The following is a 23,188-nucleotide window of genomic DNA, read 5'->3' on the forward strand; positions in this document are numbered from 1 at the left end:
ATTTAATATTCATCATCTTTATAACCTAAACCACGGATAAAGTTCTTCTTGTTCCGCCAATCTTTTTGCACTTTCACCCAAAGTTCTAAATACACTTTAGAACCGAGGAGATGCTCAATATCAACACGTGCAAGCTTACCAATTTCTTTTAACATCTTGCCGCCCTTGCCGATAACCATCCCTTTTTGTGACTCACGTTCAACGAATATCGTCGCTTGAACATGTACTTTATCGCCTTCATTTTCAGCCTTCATTTTTTCTACTTCCACACCGATTGCATGTGGAATCTCTTGGCTCGTTAAATGCAGTGCTTTCTCACGTATCAGTTCACTCACGATAAAGTGTTCCGGATGATCGGTCACGCGGTCCGCAGGATAATACATCGGTCCTGGTGGTAGATGTGACTCAATTACTTCAAGTAAGCGTTCAATATTATTACCTTGCAGCGCTGAAATTGGAACGATATCACTGAAATTTAACTTGTCTTTATAGACATCGATTTGTTTAATTAATTGATCTGGGTGTACCAAGTCAATCTTATTTAACACGAGAATAATTGGCGTCGTCGTATTCTTTAACATATCTATTATGAATTCATCACCACGCCCGATTTCTTCAGCCACATTCACTAAAAATAAAATAACTTCTGTCTCACGAAGTGTATTGCGTGCCACTTTCATCATGTGTTCCCCAAGCTCATGCTTCGGCTTATGAATGCCTGGCGTGTCAATAAAGATCATCTGTGCATTATCTTTCGTGTAAACACCTTGGACTTTATTGCGTGTTGTCTGCGGTTTATCGGACATAATTGCAATTTTTTGACCCAGTACTTTATTCATAAATGTAGACTTTCCGACGTTCGGTCTACCGATAATACTTATAAAACCTGATTTGAATTCTTCACTCATTCATTTAAATCCTTTCCAGAAAAACCAAGCGGTAACAATTCATCTACCGTACGTTTCACGATGTCGCCTTTATGGTTCGTCATATAAACCGGCATTTCATCATGCGTCAGTTCTTTTAGAACTTGTCTGCACACGCCACAAGGACTTGATGGCGTATCAACATCTGTCGTAATCACAATCGCTTTAAACTTCGTAATACCTTGTGAATACGCGCTGACGAGTGCTGAACGCTCCGCACAAATTGTCGGTGAGTACGAAGCGTTTTCAATGTTCGCACCATATACGTATTCATCATCTTCAGTAATTAACAGAGCGCCAACATTAAATTTCGAATACGGTGTATACGCACGAGATTGTGCCACTCTTACTTCTTCTAACCATTCTTCTTTAAAAATACCATCGTTCATTTCCTTCACTCCTTAAAACAAATATGGGATAAAAATAATAAATCCAACGATTAAGGCATATATCGATGCTAAGAGAACTGCAAAAGCACTCACATCTTTAGTTATTTTCGCAAGTGGATGCCTTTTTCTCGTCACCAAATCTACTGCCGTTTCAATCGATGTGTTGACCGCTTCTGTTATAAATACAATCATAATTGCACTGATGATAAACAACCACTCTACTTGTGTAGTACCAATTGCGAAACTAATGATAATGACGATGAATGCAATGATTAAATGAATAAGAAAGTTTGTATCTTTCTTAAATAACGCGATACAGCCATTAAACGTGTTTCTAAATCGTTGTATCACTTTATCCATTACGCATCTCTAGAAATACCAAATTCATTTAATATATCATCTTGTAAACGATTCATTTCAACTTCTTCATCTTTTTCGATGTGATCATAGCCCATCAGATGTAAGAAGCCATGTAATGCTAGAAATAAGTATTCACGTTTATTTGAATGACCATATTCAGCCGCTTGGTTTCTCGCAACGTCATCGGCAATTATAATATCACCAAGCACGCGTTCAGCACCTTCAACATCAATTTCATCATCGCCATCTTCCATGGCAAAGCTGATGACATCGGTTACTTCATCTTTATTTCGATAATCTCGATTGATCTTTTGGATTTCTTCGTTTGTTACATATGACACACTAAGCTCTGCCTCTTCTTCTTGTTTTAAATACGTATAAGCAAACTGTAGCAATGCTTCCGTACTCGTTTTAATGTCATCGTCTAATACGCTGCGATCATCAATAAAATCAATTGTTAGCATCTAGGTTCTCCTTATCGTAAGCACGTATTATTTTTGATACGAGTGGATGTCTCACAACGTCTGAATCATCCAAACGATTGATTGCTACCCCTTTAACATTCTCCAGTTTAGATAATCCATCAACTAAACCACTGCGCGTTCCTTTTGGTAAGTCTATCTGTGTGACGTCTCCTGTCACAACCATCTTTGATTCAAATCCCAAACGCGTTAAAAACATCTTCATCTGCATTTCAGTCGTATTCTGTGCTTCATCTAAAATGACAAACGCTTCATTCAATGTACGTCCACGCATATACGCCAGTGGTGCCACTTCAATCGTCCCGCGCTCAATCAAACGGTCAGTGGTCTCTACACCTAAAATCGTGTGCAAACCGTCATATAAAGGACGCAAATAAGGGTCGACTTTCTCTTTTAAGTCACCTGGTAAGAAACCTAAGTTCTCTCCGGCTTCAACTGCTGGGCGTGTCAAAACGATGCGTTTTACTTTGTTTTCACGCAACATTTGGCATGCGATAACAACCGCTAAAAATGTTTTCCCTGTACCAGCTGGACCGACACCAAAAGTTAAATCACTTCTAAAAATATTTTCAATATAGAGTCTTTGACCTGTCGTTTTCGCACGGATAGATTTACCTTTTGTATCTTTTGCGATCTCTTCGTTATACATGTCAGCTAAATATTCAATTGTTCCTTTTTTAGCCATCGAAGCCGCAGATTGTACATCGCGTAAATTAATAGACATACCACGTTGAATTATTTTTAATAAATTAATCATGATGTCTTCTACCTGCTCAACTGCCTCATCATCACCGGAAACTGTGAATTCATTACCTAGCGTATGAATCTTCACGCCGAACTCTTCCTCTAAATATGTGATGTGTTGGTCATTTGCACCAATTAATTGTTGTGCTTCATCTAAGCTTTCTATATTCAAAATGTTTGGCATTTACAAACCCCTTTTGATTTATTCGTTGATTTAAATTTACCACTTAACATAGAGAATCGCAATTTTAAGAATGGATGTAACAATGATAGATTGCTATTATTTGTGTACAATAAGAGTAATAAATGAAAATGAGGTTGACTATGAAAATTACAGATATGAGAGTGATTGGTGCTGGCCTTTTGGGGATACTTGCAGGACTATTCTTCGATTTAATTTACACATGGGAAAATGCTTCAACACTAATAGTACTGTTACTAAGCGTTGGTGGATTGCTTGCATGCTTCTTCATCATTCAAATGATCGCTAAAAACGATCAAGAAGTGAGTAAGTTTCTGTTCGTTGTATTCTTCATTACGTTTGCCGTAACGTTTATCATCATGTGGATTATATACTACCTATAAGATAAAGTACCCCAACATCCAATGAATGTTGGGGTACTATATTTGTTACTGTCTTGATTTCGGTTTATTTAAAATTTCTGAGAAGATGATCCCATCGAGTACTGTCTTACGGTCCACTCTAAATTGATAGCTACCAATTTCGCCTGTACGGACAAAGTCACTATCTAAGCGATATCGGTTTTGTTCAGCTGTTTCACGTGTGACAGTACGTTCTGTTTTTCCAACACGTTCCACATTAGACTGAACGCGATCCGCCCGATTCTTTTCACGGAGTTCCGCTGGACGTTGTGCAACTTTCTCATTACGCGAACTACGATCCACTGAACTACGCTCAGTTTTTTGTCTTTCAGGTCGACCTGCTGATACATCATCAACATTGATTTCATCCGAAATGGTATTTCCTCGAGAATCAATCATGTCCTGATACGTCGACACTTCGTCTTCAACACGTTGACGTGAGCGTTGATACGTATCTTGAGCGATACGTCGACTCGATTGTTTTGCATCATCAAGTTGTGCACGTCGACGCTCAAACAAACCTTTATTACTATTTTCATCAGAGTTTTGATTCATCTCATCTTGAAACTCTTTAAAACCTCGTTCAAGCTCACCCACCAAATCTCCGAAAATACCGCCGCCGCGATCTGACTCACGATTTGATGAGCGCTGTGTTGTTGGTCGACTGCTTGTCGTCTTTGGACGATTTGGGTTATTCAACTTACCCTGATCAATATTACGAGGGGCAGCATTCTTTTCTTCTTTGTTACCTTTAAATGCAGAAACCAGAATACCCACAGCAACGATTATTAAAGGAATTAAAGCTTCCATATCATCACGCCCTATTAATTATCTTGATCTTTGTTCGGGTCTGTCATTTTATTGATTGAATCTCTCATTGCCGTATCAGCTTCAACGTTCTTCAAATCATAATATTCTTTAACACCGAGATTTCCGCTTTCAAGTGCGACAGCGAATGCTAATGGTACTTTCGCTTCTGCTTCTACAACGCGGGCTCTCATTTCTTCGACGCGCGCCTTCATCTCTTGTTCTTTCGCTACAGCCATTGCACGACGTTCTTCCGCTTTCGCTTGTGCAATGTTTTTATCTGCAACAGCTTGTTCAGTTTGTAAGTCTGCACCGATGTTCTTACCGATATCCACATCTGCGATATCAATCGAAAGAATTTCAAATGCAGTACCAGAGTCTAAACCTTTAGAAAGTACAGTTTGTGAAATGCTGTCAGGGTTTTCTAATACTTTTTTATGACGTTCAGAAGAACCGATTGTTGATACGATACCTTCACCAACTCGGGCAACGATTGTTTCTTCACCCGCACCACCGACTAAGCGTTCGATGTTCGCACGTACTGTAATACGCGCTTTCGCTTTAACTTCAATACCGTCCATCGCAACACCGGCAATGAATGGCGTTTCGATAACTTTCGGATTAACACTCATTTGAACAGCTTCAAGTACGTCACGTCCAGCTAAGTCGATCGCTGCACATCGTTCGAATGTTAAATTGATATTCGCACGTTGCGCTGCAATTAATGCGTCGACAACACGGTCAACGTTACCACCAGCTAAGAAGTGAGACTCTAACTGGTTCGTCGTGACTTTTAATCCGGCCTTGTGACCTTTAATCTGTGGTTCAATAACACGCTTTGGCTTAACGCGACGTAATCTCATCCCGATGAGTGATAAAATATTTACATTAACACCTGCAGATATTGCAGATATCCATAGTCCAACAGGAACAAATGAAAGTAGGAACGCAAGAATTATAAAGACAACAACAACTAAGAAAATAGTTAATATTGTCCCAGTAGCAATTCCTCCAGTAAACAGTAATGACATGTAGCATTCTCCTTTGTTAAATTAATCTTTTATTTCTCTTACAACTATTCGTGTACCTTCGACAAATATAACTCTTACGCGCACATCACTCGGAATAAATGATCCTTCTGCAACAGCATCGATGCGCTTATCATTATATTTAATAATTCCTGAAGGTCTAAGTGGAGTCAGTGTCACTGCTTCTTCCCCAACAAGATGAGAGCGATCATCAAATGATGAATAGCCACTTTCTGCATCCGTATTGTCCGTAAGAATTAATCTGCTTAAAATTGGAATCTTCCGATTTTTGTTTTTCTTCATTAGAATCACCAGGGTTATAATTGATATTATAAAAATTATCAGCAAAAATATACTATACAATGCGACGTTATTTGATACTGTGACGATACTGATTATTAGCAATAGAAGACCAATAAGTCCAAGTAACGTACCGATGACAAATATCTCTATGACAATGAGTACTGCTGCTAAAATAAACAAGATTAAAGAAATCATGCTATTATCACTGACGATAAAGTGCCCTGAATAGAATAATAGAATTGCGATAATTGATAAAATACCATACACATTAATTCTACTTGAAAAGACTTGTAACAGTAGTCCGACAAAGAACACGAGGAGTAAAATAAAAGAAATCACAGGATTCGTTATAATCCCCGAGAAAGAATCGATGAAATGAATTGTCATGAAATTGTAATTAGCAAGTTCCACTATCATTTTCACCTCCCCTTTTTAATAATTATACAGTAATTACATATGAATTAAAATATTTTAAGTATATTATTACAAAATAGTGCTGAGGTAATTAGATGTGTATGTTTGTTGGGTTATTTCGCGTGCGGATCCGAACTTTACCACCTGATTTTTATTGTGAAGTGTTCCACAGAGGCAATTTTTAGTTCGTGAGGAACAGTCGACGACAACCCAAAGTGTTCCACAGCACCATGTTTTTACCTCATGAGGAACAATAAACGATCAATAGTGTTCCACAGCACCATGTTTTCACCTCGTGAGGAACAGTTTACGATCTAAAGTGTTACTCCGAGGAGATAATGTCATGCTGAGTACCGCTATCGATACTTTAGTGGGACTCCCATGGTGAAAACGGTGTGCTGAGTACCACTATAGATAGTTTAGTGGGACTTCCATTGTGAAAACGATGGGCTGAGTACCGCTATGGATAGTTTAGTGGGACTCCCATTGTGAAAACGATGGGCTGAGTACCGCTATGGATAGTTTAGTGGGACTCCCATGGTGAAAACTGTGCGGCATCTCAAGATTTTCCGACTTGACGCACACTTTCACTGTCTAACTGTGCGGCAGCTCAAGATTTTCCGACTTGATGCACACTATCGGTCTCTAACTGTGCGGCAACTCAAGATTTTCCGACTTGACGCACACTTTCAGTCTCTAACTGTGCGGCACCTCAAGATTTCCACACCTGACGCACACTCAAAAAAACAACACAAAAAAACAGCCCCGGAATCTCATATAAAGATTCCAAGACCGTTTCTCTTAGTACTCGAGGACTTTTCAGACCTCATATATTCCATATCGAAGGGGAGGAATATTATTTGAATTTGCGCTTACGCGCAGCTTCTGATTTTTTCTTGCGTCTCACACTTGGCTTTTCGTAAAATTCGTGTTTACGAGCATCCTTGATCGTACCGTTTTTAGAAACTGTACGTTTGAAACGACGTAATGCATCTTCAATTGATTCATTGTTCTTAACAACTGTTTTAGACATTCATTTACCCTCCCCTCGAATAACAACACGCATTGATACACGTAGAATACTCTACGTACTAACGTATTATATTACAATTAAAAAAATCGGTCAAATGAATATTTACAATTTATACTCACAATCTCGGTGGCATAGATTAATAATCACTAGAACCAGTCTCACCTGAAACAATCGCGATACCACTTGATGCACCGATGCGTGTTGCACCCGCTTCAATCATAGCAAGTGCATCTTCTCTTGAACGCACGCCACCGCTGGCTTTCACTTCGATGTTTTCACCAACGACTGTTTTCATTAACTCTACATCTTCTACAGTCGCACCGCCACCGCTAAATCCTGTTGATGTCTTCACAAAGTCACAGCCTGCTTCTTTTGCTAATTGACATGCAACACGTTTTTCATCGTCCGTCAGTAAGCTTGTCTCAATGATTACTTTTACGAGCGTATCATTTGCAGCTTCTACGACTGCAACAATATCTTCACGTACTAAGTCATGTTTACCAGATTTTAATGCGCCAACATTGATGACCATATCGATTTCGTCAGCACCATTCTCGATTGCATCCACTGTTTCATATGCTTTAACAGATGACGTTGATGCGCCAAGTGGGAAACCAATGACTGTACATACTTTAGTCGCGCTACTCTTTAAAAGTTCAGCTGACAATTTAACATGTGTCGGGTTGACACAAACGCTAAAGAATCCGTGTGTATCCGCTTCTTGGCATAGTTTTTCAATTTGTGATTCAGTAGCATCTGGTTTTAATAATGTATGGTCAATATATTTTGCGAGTTCCATTTTTGCACCTCAATGATTATAAGTTTAATTGTCTTTCTAAGTATTCATATTGTTTTACCATCGGTTTTTCCAATACTTTAACGACTTCTCCGACTGATACTGGATATCCTGGTTGCGTCACTTTCACCTTAATAATTTCACCAACTAAACTCTCATCACCATCGATGGCTACTTTGAGATAGTTATCTGAGTGTCCAATTAATTTTCCATCTTTGGTCTCTTCAGGAATGACTTCTAGTACATCATCTCTAAAGCGTTCTGCATATGCTGTCGCTAGTTCATCAGACAGATTAATCAAACGATTTACACGTTCATTTTTCGTATCATCATCGATTTGATCTGTCATGCGTGCAGCTGGTGTACCCGTCCGAATTGAGTATGGAAACACATGAAGTTCACTGAAGTGATGCTTTTTAATAAAATCATACGTTTCCATAAATTCTTCTTCAGTTTCACCAGGGAACCCGACGATGACGTCACTTGTGATTGCGATGTTTGGCATCATTTCTTTTAATTCTAAAATGCGTTTCTCAAAGAATTCCATCGTATACTTGCGTCTCATGCGTTTAAGCACCGTGTCACTACCCGATTGAATCGGAATGTGTAAATGACGCACAATCTTATTTGAACTTTTAATGACGTTCATCACTTCATCCGTCAATTGGCTCGCTTCAATACTAGAAATACGCAAGCGATTCAAACCTTCGACTGCTTCTAGGTCACGGAGTAACTGTGCTAAGTTATAATCTTTTAAATCTTCACCGTATCCACCTGTATGAATACCTGTTAAGACAATCTCTTTATAGCCTTGTTCAACGAGTTGTGCTGCTTGTGAGACAACCATTTCAGGATCTCTTGAACGCAGGAGTCCACGTGCCCACGGGATAATACAGAACGTGCAGAAGTTATTACATCCTTCTTGGATCTTTAATGTTGCACGCGTACGGTCTGTGAAGTAAGGTACATCCATTTCTTCATATGTACGCTTTTTCATAATATTTTTTACACCGTTAATCGGCGCACGTTCTTCGTGATACTGGTTGACGTAATCGAGCAGCATATCCCGATCTGCAGTACCTATGATGATATCCACACCAGGAATCGCTTCGATTTCTTTTGGTGACGTTTGGGCATAACAACCCGTTACACAAATCACTGCATCTGGATTTTGTCTAATCGCACGTCTGATGACTTGGCGACTCTTTTTATCTCCAGTGTTTGTTACAGTACATGTATTTATAACAAATACGTCTGCATTATCGTTAAACGTGACACGCTCATAGTTATCGCCCTTGAACACTTGCCACATCGCTTCAGTTTCGTAGTGGTTTACCTTACATCCAAGCGTATGGAACGCTACAGTTTTTTCAGTCATACAATCAGTCTTTCTATATGAATTTTATCAGTACATAATATCACAAATTCGAATATTTCACCATATGAGCATGTATTATGGATAGAAAAAAACACTACTCAATGATTAGTTGTAGTAGCGTTTATACCTTATTCGTATTTGATTGAAAGTGCACTTAAAAAGTACAGTGGTGCGGTCTCTGCTCTTAATATACGTGGACCAAGTCGTACGGCATTAGCGTCGTGTAATGACTCAACTTCAGCGTTGGAGAAGCCACCTTCTGGCCCAAAGATGCAAGCAATCCTCTTCAAGTCATCTGTGAGCATGCGATTCAATTGTTTAGACGCATCTCCTGACAATCTTTCATACGCGATGAAGAAACGATCATAATCATCAATCGTTAATGACTTCGCATTTCCGACAAACTTTAAGCTCGGTACTTTTAACCGCTTGGATTGCTCAGCAGCTTCTTTCACGATTTTTTCAAATCTTTGAAGTTTCTTCTCTTTCTTTTTTTGATCGAGTTTCACGACTGCACGATCTGCTTCATAAAGTTTGATATGCACAGCACCGAGTTCTGTTGCCTTTTGCAATAACCAATCGAGCTTATCTCCCTTTAACAACGGGACAAACAATGTCGTCTCGACAGGTAGTTCACTTTTATCGACACGTGCTTCAATTACTCTTACACGAACACGTTCATCGATCGTTTCAATTTTCGCGACAAATAATTGGCTCTTATTGTCCACAATCTCAATAGTATCATCCGTCGCCATACGCATAACATTTTTCATGTGATGCGTATCTTCTTGACTCATCACAATCAAATCATCGATTTCAACGTCTTGAGCTGTAAAATAGCGTTGCATCTACTCACCCCTTGAGGCGTATATACTCACCCATCCATTTTCTTCAAGCACGCGTTCTATATTAAAGCCAACTTCTTTCATACGCGTTTGAATGTAATCACTTTTCTCCAAAACAATACCTGAAGCGATAAAATGCCCGTTTGCATTTAATCGTTCAAATGCATCGTCAATCATCTCATCCACGATATGTGCGAGTATATTGGCAATGATGACATCATAATTTGTTGTTTCATCTTTTAACAAGTTTGCTGCGCGCACTTGGATCTTGTCGCTACAGTTGTTCAGTTCAAAGTTCTCTTTAGACACTTTTAAAGACAACTCATCTATATCGGTTGCAGTAATATCACTAGCCCCCATCAGATGTGCACCAATCGATAAAATACCAGAACCTGTACCAACATCGATGACACGGTGTTCCGGTTTTACAATCGATTCGATCAATTCTAGACACATCGATGTTGTTGGATGGTCACCTGTACCGAAAGCCATACCGGGTTCAATTCTAATTAAACGGTCGCCTTCTTTCGGTACATATTGATCCATCTCCCAATCCGGGACGATGACAAACGTGTCAGACACGCGAAAAGCATGGAAGTATTTCTTCCATTCATTTTCCCATGCCTGCTCCTCGATGACATTCGTATTAATCGTAATGTTTTCTTTATCGGCAAGGTCATTTGATGCTATAAATGCGTGGATCAATTCTAGCTTTTCGTCGACATTAATCGTTTCATCAAAATACACTTTAATAGCGATGTCGCTCTCTGGATAGTCTTTAGGATCCAATCGGTACTTCTCTTCGAAGTCATCGATTTTCTGCTTTAAAATATCTAATGAATGTTCGATGGATACGCCTTTAGAAATTGAGTTTAAATAGTTCGATAAAATTGCTTCGTTTTCTTCTTTGGTAGATATGACCACTTCTGTCCAGTTCACATTAATCTCCTTTAAAGAAACGACGTGTGCGATCGAAGATGTTTTCGTTTTGCTCTGTTAACTCATCACCTGAGAGTTCAGCAAGCTTGCGAAAGATTTCTGTTTCTTCATCACTTAGTTTTGTCGGTGTAACGACTTTTACTTTAACGTATTGGTCACCGAAACCGTATCCGTGAACGTTTTTAACACCGCGTTCTTTAATTCTAAACGTCTTACCTGTTTGCGTACCTGAAGGAATCGTTAACATGACGTGACTATTGATTGTCGGCACTTTCACTTCATCACCAAGTGCTGCTTGTGCGAATGAGATTGGCATTTCGTAATGAATGTCATCGCCATCGCGTTTAAAGCGTTTATCCGGTCGCACGCGGAATGAAATATATAAGTCTCCAGCTGGTCCACCATTCACACCTGGTTCACCTTTACCTTGTAGGCGTACTTGTTGACCGTTATCTACACCTTCAGGCACTGTCACTTCAATTTTTACATCTTCCATTTTCGTACCTGTTCCGTTACACACGTTACATGGATCTTCGATTTCTTGTCCGCTACCTTGACATGTTGGGCATGTTCTTTGCGTCTGAACGCGTCCAAATGGTGTGTTTTGTTCTACAGAAACACGACCGGCACCTGAACACATCGAACATGTTTTCTTCGAAGTACCTGGCTTAGATCCACTACCATCACATGTATCACATGACACTTCTTTTTTAATGTTGATCGTTTTGTCTGTCCCAAATACAGCTTCTTCAAAATCAATCGTCATCGTATATTGAAGGTCGTCACCTTTCATTGGTGCATTCGGGTCACGGCGACGCGCGCCACCGCCGAAGAATGAACTAAAGATATCTTCAAATCCACCGAAATCTCCGCCTGCGCCGCTAAATCCGCCACCGAAGCCGCCAGCACCACCGTTCATGCCTGCATGACCAAATTGATCGTATTGCGCACGTTTGTTTTCATCACTTAATACTTCATATGCTTCTGTTGCTTCTTTAAATTTCGCATCCGCACCATCTTCTTTGTTGATATCTGGATGGTACTTTTTAGATAGTTTTCTATATGCACGTTTAATTTCGTCTTTCGACGCACTTTTACTTACACCTAAAACGTCATAATAGTCTTTTTTTGCCATTATTTTTCCTCCAGTTTAAAGCTCAAGGGTTTATCAAAAGAAAAGCCAAAGCCAAATCAGGCTTTGACTATTCTATCATATCATTACTTCTTATCTTCTTCGTTATCTAAGTCATCTACTTCTTTATATTCAGCATCGACAACATCGTCATCAGGATTTGCTTCACCAGCATCACCTTCAGCTGCTTGTTGTTCCTGTGCCATCTGTTCGTATAACTTCACAGACATCCCTTGCAGAATACCTTCTAACGCTTCTTTTTTCTCTTTAATCGCGTCTAGATCGGATTCTTTAAGTGCTTCATTCAGCGCATCTTTTGCTTCATTCGCTTTAGTTTTTTCATCTTCTTCTACTTTGTCACCGAGGTCTTCGATTGTTTTATCTGTTTGGAAGACAAGTTGTTCTGCTTCGTTGCGTAAATCAACTTCAGCACGACGCTCTTTATCTGCTTCAGCATTCGTTTCAGCGTCTTTAACCATTCTATCGATATCTTCATCTGTTAAGTTAGAGCTTGCTTCAATCGTAATCTTCTGCTCTTTACCTGTACCTTTGTCTGTCGCAGTAACGTTGACGATACCGTTTTTGTCGATATCAAATGATACTTCGATTTGTGGTACACCACGTGGTGCTGGTGGAATATCCGTTAACTGGAAGCGTCCAAGAGTCTTGTTGTCCGCTGCCATAGAGCGCTCACCTTGTAATACGTGGATATCTACCGCAGGTTGGTTATCTGCTGCTGTTGAGAACACTTGTGATTTCGTTGTCGGAATCGTCGTGTTTCTTTCGATGAGAACCGTCGATACGCCACCCATCGTTTCGATACCAAGTGATAATGGTGTAACATCAAGTAATACGACATCTTTTACATCACCAGATAAAACCCCACCTTGAACAGCTGCACCCATTGCAACAACTTCGTCTGGGTTCACACTTCTGTTCGGTGTTTTACCTGTTTCTTTTTCAACTGCTGCTTGTACAGCTGGGATACGCGTTGAACCACCAACAAGTAATACTTCATTGATTTCTGATTTAGAAATACCAGAATCTTTAATTGCCTGACGCAATGGAATCATCGTACGTTCTACTAAGTCTTTTGTTAAATCATCGAATTTCGCACGTGATAATGACGTTTCTAAGTGTAAAGGACCTGACTCTCCAGCTGAAATAAACGGTAATGAAATCGATGTTGAAGATACACCAGATAAGTCTTTTTTCGCTTTTTCAGCTGCATCTTTAATACGTTGCATTGCCATTTTATCTTTAGATAAGTCGATGCCATTTTCTTTTTTGAATTCTTGAACTAAGAAGTCCATGATGACATCATCAAAGTCGTCCCCACCTAAACGGTTGTCACCTGATGTAGATAATACTTCGAATACACCGTCACCAAGTTCCATGATCGATACGTCAAACGTACCACCACCGAGGTCGAATACGAGCACTTTTTGATCTGTTTCTTGTTTGTCTAAACCATACGCAAGCGCTGCTGCAGTTGGCTCATTAATGATACGCTCAACTTCAAGACCTGCGATACGACCAGCATCTTTCGTTGCTTGACGTTCAGAGTCATTGAAATATGCAGGTACAGTAACTACAGCTTTCGTTACTTTTTCACCTAAGTATTTTTCAGCTGTTTCTTTTAAGCTTTGTAAAATCATTGCTGAAATTTCTTGTGGTGTATAGTCTTTATCTTCGATTGTTACTTTGTAGTCTGTACCCATATGTCTTTTGATAGACATGACAGTGTTCGGGTTTGTAATTGCTTGGCGCTTCGCAACTTCACCGACTTGACGCTCACCATTTTTAAATGATACGACTGATGGTGTCGTTCTGTTACCTTCTGCATTTTCAATTACTTTTGGTTCTCCACCTTCTAAAATAGATACGACAGAGTTTGTTGTTCCTAAATCAATTCCGATTACTTTACTCATTTAAAATTCCTCCGATTCTTAAAAAATTATTCGCTTACTTTTACCATACTTGGACGAATGACGCGATCTTTTAACATATAACCTTTTTGAAATTCTTCAATCACGATGTTTGAATCAACCGAATCATCAGCTGCAGTCATGACTGCTTGATGGACATTCGGATCGAATTCAACACCGACACTTTCTATCACTGTTACGTCATGATCTTCAAATACTTTGACGAATTCCTTATGCACCATATCGACACCTTTTTTCAGTGAACTAAATGCATTTTCATCGTCTTCAACGGACAGTGCACGCTCTAAATTATCGAGTACTGATAACAGATCTTCTGCCATCTTTTGTTCCTTATACTTATTGCGCGTTTCCGTTTCTTGCTTGTTGCGTCGCTTATAGTTTTCAAATTCCGCAAGCAACTTTAAATACTTATTTTCTTCATCTTCTAATTTGTTTTGTAACGCAGTCAATTCATCAATTTCTTCTGCTTCTGATGTTTCGTCATACGCGACATCTTCATACACTTCATCTGATTCTTCTTCTGAAAACTCAATGTCTTCAGTTTCATGTTCATTTTCAAATTTCTTATCCACTGCTGCTACTCCTCTCGACCGATTGATTTTTAATATCGTACAGCAATCTAATGATGTGTTTATAACTCATTAGTTCAGGTCCAATTATCATTAAATTTCCTGCATGATCGTCGAATGAAAAGTTTGTTGAAATAATTGAAATTGAACGATACTTCTCATCGATTTCTTCACCAAAGAATACATTGACTCCATCATTATTCGCGTCAATCAATTTTTCTAATCGTTGGTTTTGTACATCGCTGTACAAATTTTGCAATGTATCGACGTCTCCAACCATGCTTTCAATGATATGATCAAATCCTGCTGAACCATTTGTTATCGTTAATGAGGCCAAATGGTTTTCTAATGCATTGTACAAATTATTCTTTAAAGTAAACAATACTTTTGGTACTTTCATCTCATTGATTATTTTCGGTAAGTCCGTCAACGGCTTATTTATGACCATTTGATTGATGTAACTCGTATACTGCTCGATATCCCCTAACGATAGCTCAATGTTACATTCAACTGGGATTTTCAAAACTTTTTTAGAAGATAAAACGATCACTGCTAACACCAGTTTCGGTGTGAGATACGTCACGTATAAACCTCTAATATCGTCATCTTGATTCAGCAAAAATACTTGTGTGAGTTGCTTCGTAATGCCGCTGATATAGTTTGCGACTTGTTGCATATCACCCGTATTCAAAAGCTTTGTCATCGTTTCTCCAAGTTGTTCATTGGATTCGAGTGTATCCTGACTATCTTTAAACTGTTGATTAAGCCGCTTTACATAAAAACGCACAGCTTCACGCGTTGGTACACGACCCGCTGAAGTATGTGGTTTATTTAGCAATCCTAAATTTTCAAGTTTTGCCATTTCGTTGCGGACAGTTGCAGGTGATACATCAAGATCATAAGTCTCGATTAAATAATTGGAACTGAGTGGCGTCATATGATTCAAAAAATCATCAACAATCGACATGAGTATCAACTCTAGCCTTTCTGATAACACATAACCACCTCATTAGCACTCCTTGCTGTCGAGTGCTAATGTAAATTTATCAAATAGGTCAAAGAATGTCAACAACTTTGAATAGACTTTTTTATGAAGTTAAAAATTCTGAAAAAACATCATTCCCAACCATGCGTCCATCCTCAGTTAAAGTGATATACTCACCATCATCTTTCAGTAATTTTCTATTGACTAACTGCTCGATTTCTTCACCATAAATTGTTTCAATTGGTACATTAAACTTCTCTTTAAAACGTGATTTTGATACACCTTGATTCAACCTTAAACCTAAAAACATCTCTTCTTCATACTTTTCATTTATTGTTACATCATGACTCTCACGTACCGCATGACCCTTGTCGTTCATTGAGTCAATATAGTGTGTCACAGGCCGAACGTTTGATACGCGTTTGCTATTCACATAACCGTGACTGCCTGCACCGAGTCCATAATACTCATCATTTAACCAATATGTTTTATTATGTTCTGACTCATAATCGTCGATTGCAAAGTTGGAAATCTCATACTGTCTAAACCCGAGACCCTCTAATCCACTCATGACGGCTTCATAAATTTTTGCTTCACCTACACTGTCGGCAATATTTAATTTTCCATCTCTTGCTAAGTTATAAAACACAGTATGCGGTTCAACAATCAACGAGTACCATGAAATATGTTTTGGTTTAAACGCTTTAACGTAACTTAAACTCGTCTCAATATCTTTCAACGTTTCACCAGGTAAGTTGTACATCAGATCAAGCGAGTAATTCTCAAAGCCTATGTTTTGTAAATGTTCAATTAGATTTTCAACATGGTGAACGCTGTGTGTGCGACCTAATATTTTTAAAATATCATTATTAAATGACTGCACGCCGATGCTGAGTCGATTGACACCAGACGATAGTAATAAGTCAATTTTTTCTGTCGTCAATTCATCTGGATTTGCTTCAAATGTAAATTCATCCGTACATTCAAATCGTGACGTAATTGCCTGTAGCAACGTTTCTAACTGTTCCATCGATAACGCTGTCGGTGTACCACCACCAACAAAAATTGTTTTGAATGTCTTCGTCTCTACAGTATCCATCTCTTTGATCAATGCATCGATGTATTCATCTACCGGTTGATTATCAATCAACACTTTCGTAAAGTCACAATACGTACAGATTCGATTACAAAACGGAATATGCATATAGATGCTTTTTATCATACGAATGCCTCCAAAAAATTAGGCTGGACAAGTCAATTACACACTTGTCTCAGCCTTTGAATTAATCATCATCCATTTTAAGCACTGCAAGGAAAGCTTCTTGTGGTATTTCTACACTACCCACTGCTTTCATTTTCTTTTTACCTTCTTTTTGTTTCTCAAGTAACTTACGCTTACGTGAAATATCTCCACCGTAACATTTTGCAATGACGTTTTTACCCATTGATTTTATATTCGTACGAGACACGATCTTATTACCGATCGCTGCTTGAATAGGTACTTCGAACTGCTGACGTGGAATAAGCGTCTTTAATTTTTCAACGATGACTTTACCACGTTCATGAGCGAAATCTCTATGTACGATGATAGATAATGCATCGACTTTTTCTTGATTGAGTAAAATGTCCATCTTAACTAAGCGACTTTCCTTATTGCCGATAAACTCATAATCAAATGATGCATAGCCTTTCGTATTAGATTTCAATTGATCAAAGAAATCAAACACGATTTCTGATAATGGAATTTCATATTGTACATTCACACGAATATCATCGATATAGTCCATCGTTAAGAAGTTACCACGACGTTTTTGACAAAGCTCCATGACAGAACCGACATAATCATTTGGCACCATGATCGTCGCTTTAACATATGGTTCTTTCAAATGTTCTATCTTTTGTGGGTCTGGCATTTTTGATGGGTTATCCACGACAATCGTTTCACCATCCGTCATGTGCACTTCGTAAATTACAGATGGTGCAGTCGCGATTAATTCAATACCAAACTCACGCTCGATGCGCTCTTGAATAATTTCCATATGAAGTAAACCTAAGAAACCTGTTCGGTAGCCAAATCCTAATGCTTGTGATGTCTCTGGTTCATATTCAAGAGAAGAGTCGTTCAACTGTAATTTTTCTAAAGCTTCTCTAAGATCATTATATTTTGCAGAATCAATCGGATAAAGACCACAGAACACCATCGGATTCATCTTCTTGTAACCTTGTAATGGTTCTGCTGCTGGATTGTTCGCAAGCGTAATTGTATCCCCAACATTTGAGTCTGCAACATTTTTGATCGACGCTGTAATAAATCCAACATCACCGACCGTCAGTTCATCCACTGTCATCGGTTTTGGTGTATTGATACCCACTTCAATCACTTCAAACGTTTTACCAGTCGACATCATTTTGATTTTGTCGCCTGCTTTAACCGTTCCATCCATAATTCTTATCGATGAAATAACACCGCGATATGCATCGAATACGGAGTCAAAAATAAGTGCTTTAAGTGGTGCTTCCGGATCACCACTTGGTGGTGGCACGACTTCAACAATACGCTCAAGTATTTCTTCAATACCGATATTTGCTTTAGCCGAAGCAGGAATTGCATCCTCTGCAGGCAATCCAATTACGTCTTCGACTTCTTGAGCGATTCGGTCTGGATCCGCTGCTGGTAAGTCAATCTTATTAATGACAGGCACAAGTTCTAAATCATTATCGAGTGCCAAATAAACATTTGCGAGTGTTTGTGCCTCAATACCTTGCGCTGCATCGACAACAAGAATTGCCCCTTCACATGCAGCAAGCGAACGTGACACTTCGTATGTAAAATCGACGTGTCCCGGGGTATCTATAAGGTGGAATGTATAGTCCTCTCCATCTTTTGCTGTATACTTTAGTTGAACAGCATTCAATTTAATCGTAATTCCTCGCTCACGTTCTAAATCCATGGAATCGAGCAATTGAGTTTTCATATCTCGTGTTGCTACAGATTGCGTATTTTCTAAAATACGGTCTGCTAACGTCGATTTCCCATGGTCGATATGTGCAATTATCGAGAAATTACGTATGTTTTTCTGTCTCTTTAAACGGTCTTCATTGTTCATACTGAGGTACCAACTTTCTTTTTCGCAATGTAATAATTATAACAATTCCATGTTGATGTATCAATTGATTTAAAACTTATGATTGCAAAGACTCTCGAGTTTTGGTAAAATGTTTTTTGTTGCAATAAAAAGTTGTAAATTTTGTTGGAGGTGACATTATGCCGAATATTAAATCATCTAAAAAACGTGTATTAACAAATGAAAAAGCACGTGTTCAAAACATTGCTCAGAAAAATGAAATGCGTACAGCGATTAAAAAAGCACAGGTTGCTAAAGCTGAAGATACTGATAACAGAGAAGAACTTACTTCTGCTGCAGTAAAGCACATTGATAAAGCAGTTAAAAAGAATTTAATTCACAAAAACAAAGGTTCTCGTATGAAATCTCAATTGATGGCTAAATAATTGAGTATTAAAATAACCGATTGTCTCGATTCATTTTCGAGATAATCGGTTATTTTTTTAAACTTCTAATATAAATGTTTCAAACAGTGTTTGGTGATCAAGATAGCTCGATTTCATTTGATAATCGATGTCGCGACACTTCACAATCTTTTTAAACAAACTATCCACACTGACACCACTGACACTTCTTGATGCAAGTTGTACCGGATATGGATGGGATTTAATCGTGCGTGCAATATATGCTTGGTCAAAGCCTTTGCTAGATAACAACTTCACTTGGTACATCAAGCGGAACTGTCTCGTAATAAGTGCTAACAATTTAATCGGTTCTTCTTTTTGTAAGATTAAATGACGAACGAGTTGCACCGCTTCTAACTTTTTACCTGCTATAATCAGTTCTGATAATTTAAATACATTGCTATCTAAACTATCGCTGACGACATCTTCAATATCATCAATATGTAATTCACGATCTCCGTAAAGAACGAGCTTGTCGATTTCATTCATTACCGTTTCATAATCCACACCAGTCTTCGCAATTAAACGATTCAGTGCATTAGGTGTAATTTGGATATCATTCTCTAAAAACACTTCAGAAGCAAACTTCTTCAGTTCGTTTTCACCCATCGGTTTTACTTCATGTACAATGCCGTGCTTGCCCATCAACTTTGTGATTTTCTTTCGCTTATCTAACTTTTCACTGTAAACTTCAAAAATGATTAGTGTATCATCGTTTTTATTTTCTAAATACTCAACAAGCAAGTCTATGTTATGCTTCACTTCAGCGCGTACTTTTTGCCCTGTGAACACAAATGCATCGGTAACAACAATGACTTTGCGCTCAGAAAACATCGGTAAAATTTGTGCTTCATCGACCAATGCTTCAATCGTATGCTCTTTTAAATTCAGTTTTACCAAATTGAAATCATCGATTTCATCGAGATAGTCTTTTGCAAGTTTATTCGACATCTCATTGATGCGTCTTATATTCGTCCCGTGTATCAATTGTAGTAAGTTCATGGAAACACTCCAAATAAATTATAGATATATTATAGCTTTTTTCTTCGTTTTTATATATACTTATTAATGATATGACAAGAGAAACATAGGAGGATATGTTAATGAATAAGTTCGAACATCATAAGCAATCAAAAAGTAACGACGTAATTGATGCAGGTAAAGGCTTTGTTATTGGCTTTCTTGCATTAACAGTAATCTATGCTATTCCTCACATTGTTGAGATCGTTTCGAGATAATCTCTTATAATCTAACCTTAGATTTAAATTTATTAAAGAACACTGCGATGAAAAATTCGCAGTGTTTTTTTATTTCTTAATCATGCACTGCGTGTCATTACCCAGTTTAGACGCCACACATAATGTATCACCATCAATTACCATCTCAACCATCCCGACCTCATTTGTCGAAAGAATTAACATGCCAGAGAGTGTATCTAAGACACTGTCATGTGGGTGGCCGTAGCGATTATCGACGCCTGCAGATATTAACGCAATATTTGGAGACAACCATTCTATAAACTCAGAACTACTTGATGTATCAGACCCATGATGCCCGACCTTTAATATATCTGCTTCAACCGGTTGATAGCTTTCCATTAATAACTGCTCTTCATCTACACCCGCATCGCCTGTAAAAAGTATTGAGAATTTTCCAAGTTGAATATATAGAACAATCGAGCTACCGTTTGAACCTTCTTGTATTTCAGCATCCATTGGTGAAAGTACACGTATATTAATATTTCCAATCTCAAAACTTTGGTTTTCCAAAGGATCAACAAGTGGGATATCATATGCCCAAAATTCATTAAATGCAGGATCTCTCATATTTGCCATGACATAATGAATATTCACCTTGTTTGCAATATGATCAAACTCTCCAACATGATCTAAATCGATATGACTGAGTACAACCATATCTATCTGATTGATCCCTGACTGCTTTAAATATGGCAATAACGTACGATCCGACAGTCGAATGTGTGGGGTATCCATATAAAATCTACCACCTGTATCGATGAGAATCGTCTTGTTTTGTCGCATATCTTGGATTAGAAAAGCATCCCCTTGCCCCACATCAACCATCGTAATTTTAAAATCATGTGATGAATAATATTGATTGAACATTACGGTAGCAAAGAAGATAAGAAGTGAAATAATTGCATGATTAATTTTATTTTTACAAATTGCCATCGTCGATGTCACCGTTGTGATGAGCAAAATTATTATTGCAACATTGGATAAGTTCGTCATAAACATTCGGTGTTGAAAGGCATTAGATAAATATAAAATCACTTGTTTTAAATTTGAGAATATGAAATGAAATAAATAGTCAAATAGTCCATTGATTCCAATTAGACTGGCGATGTTGAAAATAATGACGGATGGAAAAATGACAACGGAAAAAAGTGGTACAAATATGAGGTTCATTAAAATACCACTGATGCTGAGATCATTAAAATGGATGAGTAGAATGAGCAGCGTACTGATTTCTGAAATGACAGTGAACATGAACAGCTGGACGAATGGGCCTCGGTTCAAAATATAGTGTCTGGTTAAGAGGATAAAATAAGTCGTTATATATGAGAGTTGAAATCCCGCATTATAAATAATGTTTGGATGATATAAAAATTGAAATATGGCGGTCAATGATATAATCGTCATGTATGGTCGTGTTCTAAAAAATGATGTGATGAGCAATAGTACAGCCATTAACACAGCACGAACGACACTCGGGCTGAATAGATTTAATAATAAGAAACATAGCAACATAATGATCAATATGATTTTTATCCATTCTAGAGGGATTCTCATACGTTTGAGCACATAATATAAGACACCAGTTAAAAAGGCGACATGGGTGCCAGAAATGACGTATAGATGGTATATGCCTAACTTTTGCAATCCATCAAAAAGTTCTGAATCAATATAGCTCTTAATGCCGATCGAAAGTGTCAGCATATCGAATTTATAATCATGCTCGGTCGCATTGAGAATCCTTTGAATGTATTTATCTCTAAACGCGTTGATCTGCATACCGATTGTAAGTGGTCCATGTTCACACAGTGTCGATGTGTCATCATAAATCCTTCCGTTAATACCATTCATGACCATGCGGAGTGAATCGTCTTCTTTGATCATGTTGCGCTGTGAGTTACCTTGAAATATTTCGTAGTTACCATAACAGCGCATGCCGATTTCATAGTGTTCATCGGAGTACATCTCATAGGTTTCTCGATTTGAATCCACGATATAAATGATATCATCAGTATAATATTTGTAACCAACAACTGTGACTTCTGATAAAGATTCTATAGGGGTCATTTTGGGCATAAAAATAACAGCCATCGTCATGATCGCTGTTAAGAGGATACAATATATTAAACGCCAAAATTGCCTTGTTTGTTGCCATAGGATAAACAACATTGCTGCACATAAAAAGAAACCAATAAACGCATTTTCTACCAACACGACAGCAACGACTATCGTAAGAAAACATACGAATGCAATCATCTATTCACTCAAATATTCAATAATTTGTGATGGCTCAAATGGTATGCGTTCAACATGGACGTTATTTTGTTCAAATAAATATTCTGCATACGGATGATTTTTATAGTCTTCTCTATAGAATATGTTTTTTATACCGGCTTGAATGATTGACTTACTACAGTGCACACAAGGGAAATGTGTAACATATATTGAAGCACCTTCAGTCGACACACCAAATTTAGAACACTGTAAAATCGAATTGATTTCTGCATGAATGGTACGAATACAATGTCCATCTTCCATCAAACAACCGACATCGATACAATGCTCTTCTCCTGAAACAGAGCCGTTGTATCCACTAGAAATGACACGGTTATCTTTAACGATTGTTGCGCCAACTTTTAAACGAGAACATGTTGAACGTAAGCTCAACAATTGTGTTTGTGCCATGAAGTAATCGTGCCAATTTATTCGCATTTATACTAA

At 38.2% G+C, this 23,188-nt stretch carries 25 protein-coding genes; 3 read left to right on the top strand and 22 right to left on the bottom strand.

Annotated elements, in window-relative coordinates; translation table 11 throughout:
• Nucleotides 1–2 precede the first annotated feature (2 nt).
• The 5 genes from era to BMW30_RS02330 are packed head-to-tail and all read right to left on the bottom strand — an operon-like array spanning nucleotide 3 to nucleotide 3,085.
• A complete protein-coding gene (gene era, locus BMW30_RS02310; protein ID WP_091473522.1) occupies nucleotides 3–908 on the bottom strand; it encodes a GTPase Era in 906 nt (301 codons plus the stop codon).
• Entirely contained in the window at nucleotides 905–1,315 is a 411-nt protein-coding gene (gene cdd / locus BMW30_RS02315) for a cytidine deaminase (RefSeq protein ID WP_091473524.1), read from the bottom strand. Before cdd ends, era begins: the two co-directional genes overlap by 4 nt.
• Nucleotides 1,316–1,327: 12 nt before the next feature.
• The gene (locus tag BMW30_RS02320) at nucleotides 1,328–1,675 is read right to left on the bottom strand and encodes a diacylglycerol kinase (protein ID WP_180366184.1); all 348 of its coding nucleotides are present in this window, start codon (nucleotides 1,673–1,675) and stop codon (nucleotides 1,328–1,330) included.
• Nucleotides 1,675–2,139, bottom strand: a complete 465-nt coding sequence (ybeY, locus tag BMW30_RS02325; RefSeq protein ID WP_091473526.1) for an rRNA maturation RNase YbeY — start codon at nucleotides 2,137–2,139, stop codon at nucleotides 1,675–1,677. The genes BMW30_RS02320 and ybeY overlap by 1 nt, the downstream gene beginning before the upstream one ends.
• Nucleotides 2,126–3,085, bottom strand: coding sequence for a PhoH family protein (locus BMW30_RS02330; RefSeq protein ID WP_091473529.1), 960 nt, complete (start codon nucleotides 3,083–3,085; stop codon nucleotides 2,126–2,128). Before BMW30_RS02330 ends, ybeY begins: the two co-directional genes overlap by 14 nt.
• A 140-nt stretch (nucleotides 3,086–3,225) precedes the next feature.
• Between BMW30_RS02330 and BMW30_RS02335 the strand changes: the two genes are divergently transcribed.
• Nucleotides 3,226–3,486, top strand: a complete 261-nt coding sequence (locus BMW30_RS02335) for a hypothetical protein (RefSeq protein ID WP_091473531.1) — start codon at nucleotides 3,226–3,228, stop codon at nucleotides 3,484–3,486.
• 45 nt (nucleotides 3,487–3,531) lie between these two features.
• Here BMW30_RS02335 and BMW30_RS02340 read toward each other — a convergent pair whose 3' ends face one another.
• The 14 genes from BMW30_RS02340 to lepA form a co-directional block, all read right to left on the bottom strand.
• Nucleotides 3,532–4,314 (bottom strand): hypothetical protein, encoded by a 783-nt coding sequence (locus BMW30_RS02340; protein WP_091473532.1) that lies wholly within the window; start codon nucleotides 4,312–4,314, stop codon nucleotides 3,532–3,534.
• 14 nt (nucleotides 4,315–4,328) lie between these two features.
• Nucleotides 4,329–5,342: a flotillin-like protein FloA gene (gene floA, locus BMW30_RS02345; protein ID WP_091473535.1), complete on the bottom strand. Its 1,014-nt coding sequence runs from the start codon at nucleotides 5,340–5,342 to the stop codon at nucleotides 4,329–4,331.
• A 21-nt stretch (nucleotides 5,343–5,363) separates the two neighbouring features.
• Nucleotides 5,364–6,029: an NfeD family protein gene (locus tag BMW30_RS02350; RefSeq protein ID WP_091474016.1), complete on the bottom strand. Its 666-nt coding sequence runs from the start codon at nucleotides 6,027–6,029 to the stop codon at nucleotides 5,364–5,366.
• An 883-nt stretch (nucleotides 6,030–6,912) separates the two neighbouring features.
• Nucleotides 6,913–7,089, bottom strand: a complete 177-nt coding sequence (gene rpsU / locus BMW30_RS02360) for a 30S ribosomal protein S21 (protein WP_091473539.1) — start codon at nucleotides 7,087–7,089, stop codon at nucleotides 6,913–6,915.
• Between the two features lie 136 nt (nucleotides 7,090–7,225).
• The gene (gene deoC, locus BMW30_RS02365; RefSeq protein ID WP_091473541.1) at nucleotides 7,226–7,888 is read right to left on the bottom strand and encodes a deoxyribose-phosphate aldolase; all 663 of its coding nucleotides are present in this window, start codon (nucleotides 7,886–7,888) and stop codon (nucleotides 7,226–7,228) included.
• A gap of 16 nt (nucleotides 7,889–7,904) precedes the next feature.
• Nucleotides 7,905–9,263, bottom strand: coding sequence for a tRNA (N(6)-L-threonylcarbamoyladenosine(37)-C(2))-methylthiotransferase MtaB (mtaB, locus tag BMW30_RS02370; RefSeq protein ID WP_091473543.1), 1,359 nt, complete (start codon nucleotides 9,261–9,263; stop codon nucleotides 7,905–7,907).
• A gap of 128 nt (nucleotides 9,264–9,391) precedes the next feature.
• Nucleotides 9,392–10,111, bottom strand: coding sequence for an RsmE family RNA methyltransferase (locus BMW30_RS02375; protein ID WP_091473545.1), 720 nt, complete (start codon nucleotides 10,109–10,111; stop codon nucleotides 9,392–9,394).
• Nucleotides 10,112–11,047 (bottom strand): 50S ribosomal protein L11 methyltransferase, encoded by a 936-nt coding sequence (gene prmA / locus BMW30_RS02380; protein WP_091473546.1) that lies wholly within the window; start codon nucleotides 11,045–11,047, stop codon nucleotides 10,112–10,114.
• 1 nt (nucleotide 11,048) lies between these two features.
• Entirely contained in the window at nucleotides 11,049–12,182 is a 1,134-nt protein-coding gene (gene dnaJ / locus BMW30_RS02385) for a molecular chaperone DnaJ (protein ID WP_091473548.1), read from the bottom strand.
• Between the two features lie 83 nt (nucleotides 12,183–12,265).
• On the bottom strand, nucleotides 12,266–14,110 hold the full coding sequence (dnaK, locus tag BMW30_RS02390; protein ID WP_091473550.1) for a molecular chaperone DnaK: 1,845 nt from the start codon (nucleotides 14,108–14,110) through the stop codon (nucleotides 12,266–12,268).
• Nucleotides 14,111–14,136: 26 nt separating this feature from the next.
• Nucleotides 14,137–14,700: a nucleotide exchange factor GrpE gene (gene grpE, locus BMW30_RS02395; RefSeq protein WP_091473552.1), complete on the bottom strand. Its 564-nt coding sequence runs from the start codon at nucleotides 14,698–14,700 to the stop codon at nucleotides 14,137–14,139.
• Complete coding sequence (hrcA, locus tag BMW30_RS02400) at nucleotides 14,693–15,694, bottom strand: heat-inducible transcriptional repressor HrcA (RefSeq protein ID WP_143248971.1); 1,002 nt, start codon at nucleotides 15,692–15,694, stop codon at nucleotides 14,693–14,695. The genes grpE and hrcA overlap by 8 nt, the downstream gene beginning before the upstream one ends.
• A 91-nt stretch (nucleotides 15,695–15,785) precedes the next feature.
• Nucleotides 15,786–16,904: a radical SAM family heme chaperone HemW gene (gene hemW, locus BMW30_RS02405; protein ID WP_091473555.1), complete on the bottom strand. Its 1,119-nt coding sequence runs from the start codon at nucleotides 16,902–16,904 to the stop codon at nucleotides 15,786–15,788.
• Between the two features lie 61 nt (nucleotides 16,905–16,965).
• The gene (lepA, locus tag BMW30_RS02410) at nucleotides 16,966–18,789 is read right to left on the bottom strand and encodes a translation elongation factor 4 (RefSeq protein ID WP_091473557.1); all 1,824 of its coding nucleotides are present in this window, start codon (nucleotides 18,787–18,789) and stop codon (nucleotides 16,966–16,968) included.
• A 158-nt stretch (nucleotides 18,790–18,947) separates the two neighbouring features.
• Here lepA and rpsT point away from each other — a divergent pair, with 158 nt between their 5' ends.
• Nucleotides 18,948–19,193, top strand: a complete 246-nt coding sequence (gene rpsT, locus BMW30_RS02415; RefSeq protein ID WP_091473559.1) for a 30S ribosomal protein S20 — start codon at nucleotides 18,948–18,950, stop codon at nucleotides 19,191–19,193.
• A 57-nt stretch (nucleotides 19,194–19,250) separates the two neighbouring features.
• Here rpsT and holA read toward each other — a convergent pair whose 3' ends face one another.
• Nucleotides 19,251–20,213 carry a DNA polymerase III subunit delta gene (gene holA, locus BMW30_RS02420; RefSeq protein WP_091473561.1) on the bottom strand — a complete coding sequence of 321 codons (963 nt, stop codon included), beginning with the start codon at nucleotides 20,211–20,213 and terminating at the stop codon, nucleotides 19,251–19,253.
• Nucleotides 20,214–20,314: 101 nt separating this feature from the next.
• Here holA and BMW30_RS02425 point away from each other — a divergent pair, with 101 nt between their 5' ends.
• A complete protein-coding gene (locus BMW30_RS02425) occupies nucleotides 20,315–20,449 on the top strand; it encodes a YqzM family protein (protein WP_091473563.1) in 135 nt (44 codons plus the stop codon).
• A gap of 69 nt (nucleotides 20,450–20,518) precedes the next feature.
• Here the strand turns inward: BMW30_RS02425 and BMW30_RS02430 are convergent, their stop codons facing one another.
• Together BMW30_RS02430 and BMW30_RS02435 are read right to left on the bottom strand one after the other, a co-directional pair.
• Nucleotides 20,519–22,723 (bottom strand): DNA internalization-related competence protein ComEC/Rec2, encoded by a 2,205-nt coding sequence (locus tag BMW30_RS02430; RefSeq protein ID WP_091473564.1) that lies wholly within the window; start codon nucleotides 22,721–22,723, stop codon nucleotides 20,519–20,521.
• On the bottom strand, nucleotides 22,724–23,179 hold the full coding sequence (locus BMW30_RS02435) for a ComE operon protein 2 (RefSeq protein ID WP_091473566.1): 456 nt from the start codon (nucleotides 23,177–23,179) through the stop codon (nucleotides 22,724–22,726). It abuts the gene before it with no gap.
• Between the last annotated feature and the right edge of the window lie 9 nt (nucleotides 23,180–23,188).

The organism is Aliicoccus persicus (assembly GCF_900110815.1).
Classification (GTDB): domain Bacteria; phylum Bacillota; class Bacilli; order Staphylococcales; family Salinicoccaceae; genus Aliicoccus; species Aliicoccus persicus.

What these genes read in the sequence shown, in the direction of transcription:
- BMW30_RS02375 (WP_091473545.1), bottom strand. Translation starts at nt 10,111, where the DNA reads ATGCAACGCTATTTTACAGCTCAAGACGTTGAAATCGATGATTTGATT.
- rpsU (WP_091473539.1), bottom strand. Translation starts at nt 7,089, where the DNA reads ATGTCTAAAACAGTTGTTAAGAACAATGAATCAATTGAAGATGCATTA.
- BMW30_RS02425 (WP_091473563.1), top strand. Translation starts at nt 20,315, where the DNA reads ATGAATAAGTTCGAACATCATAAGCAATCAAAAAGTAACGACGTAATT.
- deoC (WP_091473541.1), bottom strand. Translation starts at nt 7,888, where the DNA reads ATGGAACTCGCAAAATATATTGACCATACATTATTAAAACCAGATGCT.
- BMW30_RS02430 (WP_091473564.1), bottom strand. Translation starts at nt 22,723, where the DNA reads ATGATTGCATTCGTATGTTTTCTTACGATAGTCGTTGCTGTCGTGTTG.
- rpsT (WP_091473559.1), top strand. Translation starts at nt 18,948, where the DNA reads ATGCCGAATATTAAATCATCTAAAAAACGTGTATTAACAAATGAAAAA.
- BMW30_RS02350 (WP_091474016.1), bottom strand. Translation starts at nt 6,029, where the DNA reads ATGACAATTCATTTCATCGATTCTTTCTCGGGGATTATAACGAATCCT.
- holA (WP_091473561.1), bottom strand. Translation starts at nt 20,213, where the DNA reads ATGAACTTACTACAATTGATACACGGGACGAATATAAGACGCATCAAT.
- BMW30_RS02435 (WP_091473566.1), bottom strand. Translation starts at nt 23,179, where the DNA reads ATGCGAATAAATTGGCACGATTACTTCATGGCACAAACACAATTGTTG.
- BMW30_RS02330 (WP_091473529.1), bottom strand. Translation starts at nt 3,085, where the DNA reads ATGCCAAACATTTTGAATATAGAAAGCTTAGATGAAGCACAACAATTA.
- floA (WP_091473535.1), bottom strand. Translation starts at nt 5,342, where the DNA reads ATGTCATTACTGTTTACTGGAGGAATTGCTACTGGGACAATATTAACT.
- dnaJ (WP_091473548.1), bottom strand. Translation starts at nt 12,182, where the DNA reads ATGGCAAAAAAAGACTATTATGACGTTTTAGGTGTAAGTAAAAGTGCG.
- lepA (WP_091473557.1), bottom strand. Translation starts at nt 18,789, where the DNA reads ATGAACAATGAAGACCGTTTAAAGAGACAGAAAAACATACGTAATTTC.
- era (WP_091473522.1), bottom strand. Translation starts at nt 908, where the DNA reads ATGAGTGAAGAATTCAAATCAGGTTTTATAAGTATTATCGGTAGACCG.
- BMW30_RS02320 (WP_180366184.1), bottom strand. Translation starts at nt 1,675, where the DNA reads ATGGATAAAGTGATACAACGATTTAGAAACACGTTTAATGGCTGTATC.
- hemW (WP_091473555.1), bottom strand. Translation starts at nt 16,904, where the DNA reads ATGATAAAAAGCATCTATATGCATATTCCGTTTTGTAATCGAATCTGT.
- cdd (WP_091473524.1), bottom strand. Translation starts at nt 1,315, where the DNA reads ATGAACGATGGTATTTTTAAAGAAGAATGGTTAGAAGAAGTAAGAGTG.
- BMW30_RS02335 (WP_091473531.1), top strand. Translation starts at nt 3,226, where the DNA reads ATGAAAATTACAGATATGAGAGTGATTGGTGCTGGCCTTTTGGGGATA.
- dnaK (WP_091473550.1), bottom strand. Translation starts at nt 14,110, where the DNA reads ATGAGTAAAGTAATCGGAATTGATTTAGGAACAACAAACTCTGTCGTA.
- BMW30_RS02340 (WP_091473532.1), bottom strand. Translation starts at nt 4,314, where the DNA reads ATGGAAGCTTTAATTCCTTTAATAATCGTTGCTGTGGGTATTCTGGTT.
- mtaB (WP_091473543.1), bottom strand. Translation starts at nt 9,263, where the DNA reads ATGACTGAAAAAACTGTAGCGTTCCATACGCTTGGATGTAAGGTAAAC.
- ybeY (WP_091473526.1), bottom strand. Translation starts at nt 2,139, where the DNA reads ATGCTAACAATTGATTTTATTGATGATCGCAGCGTATTAGACGATGAC.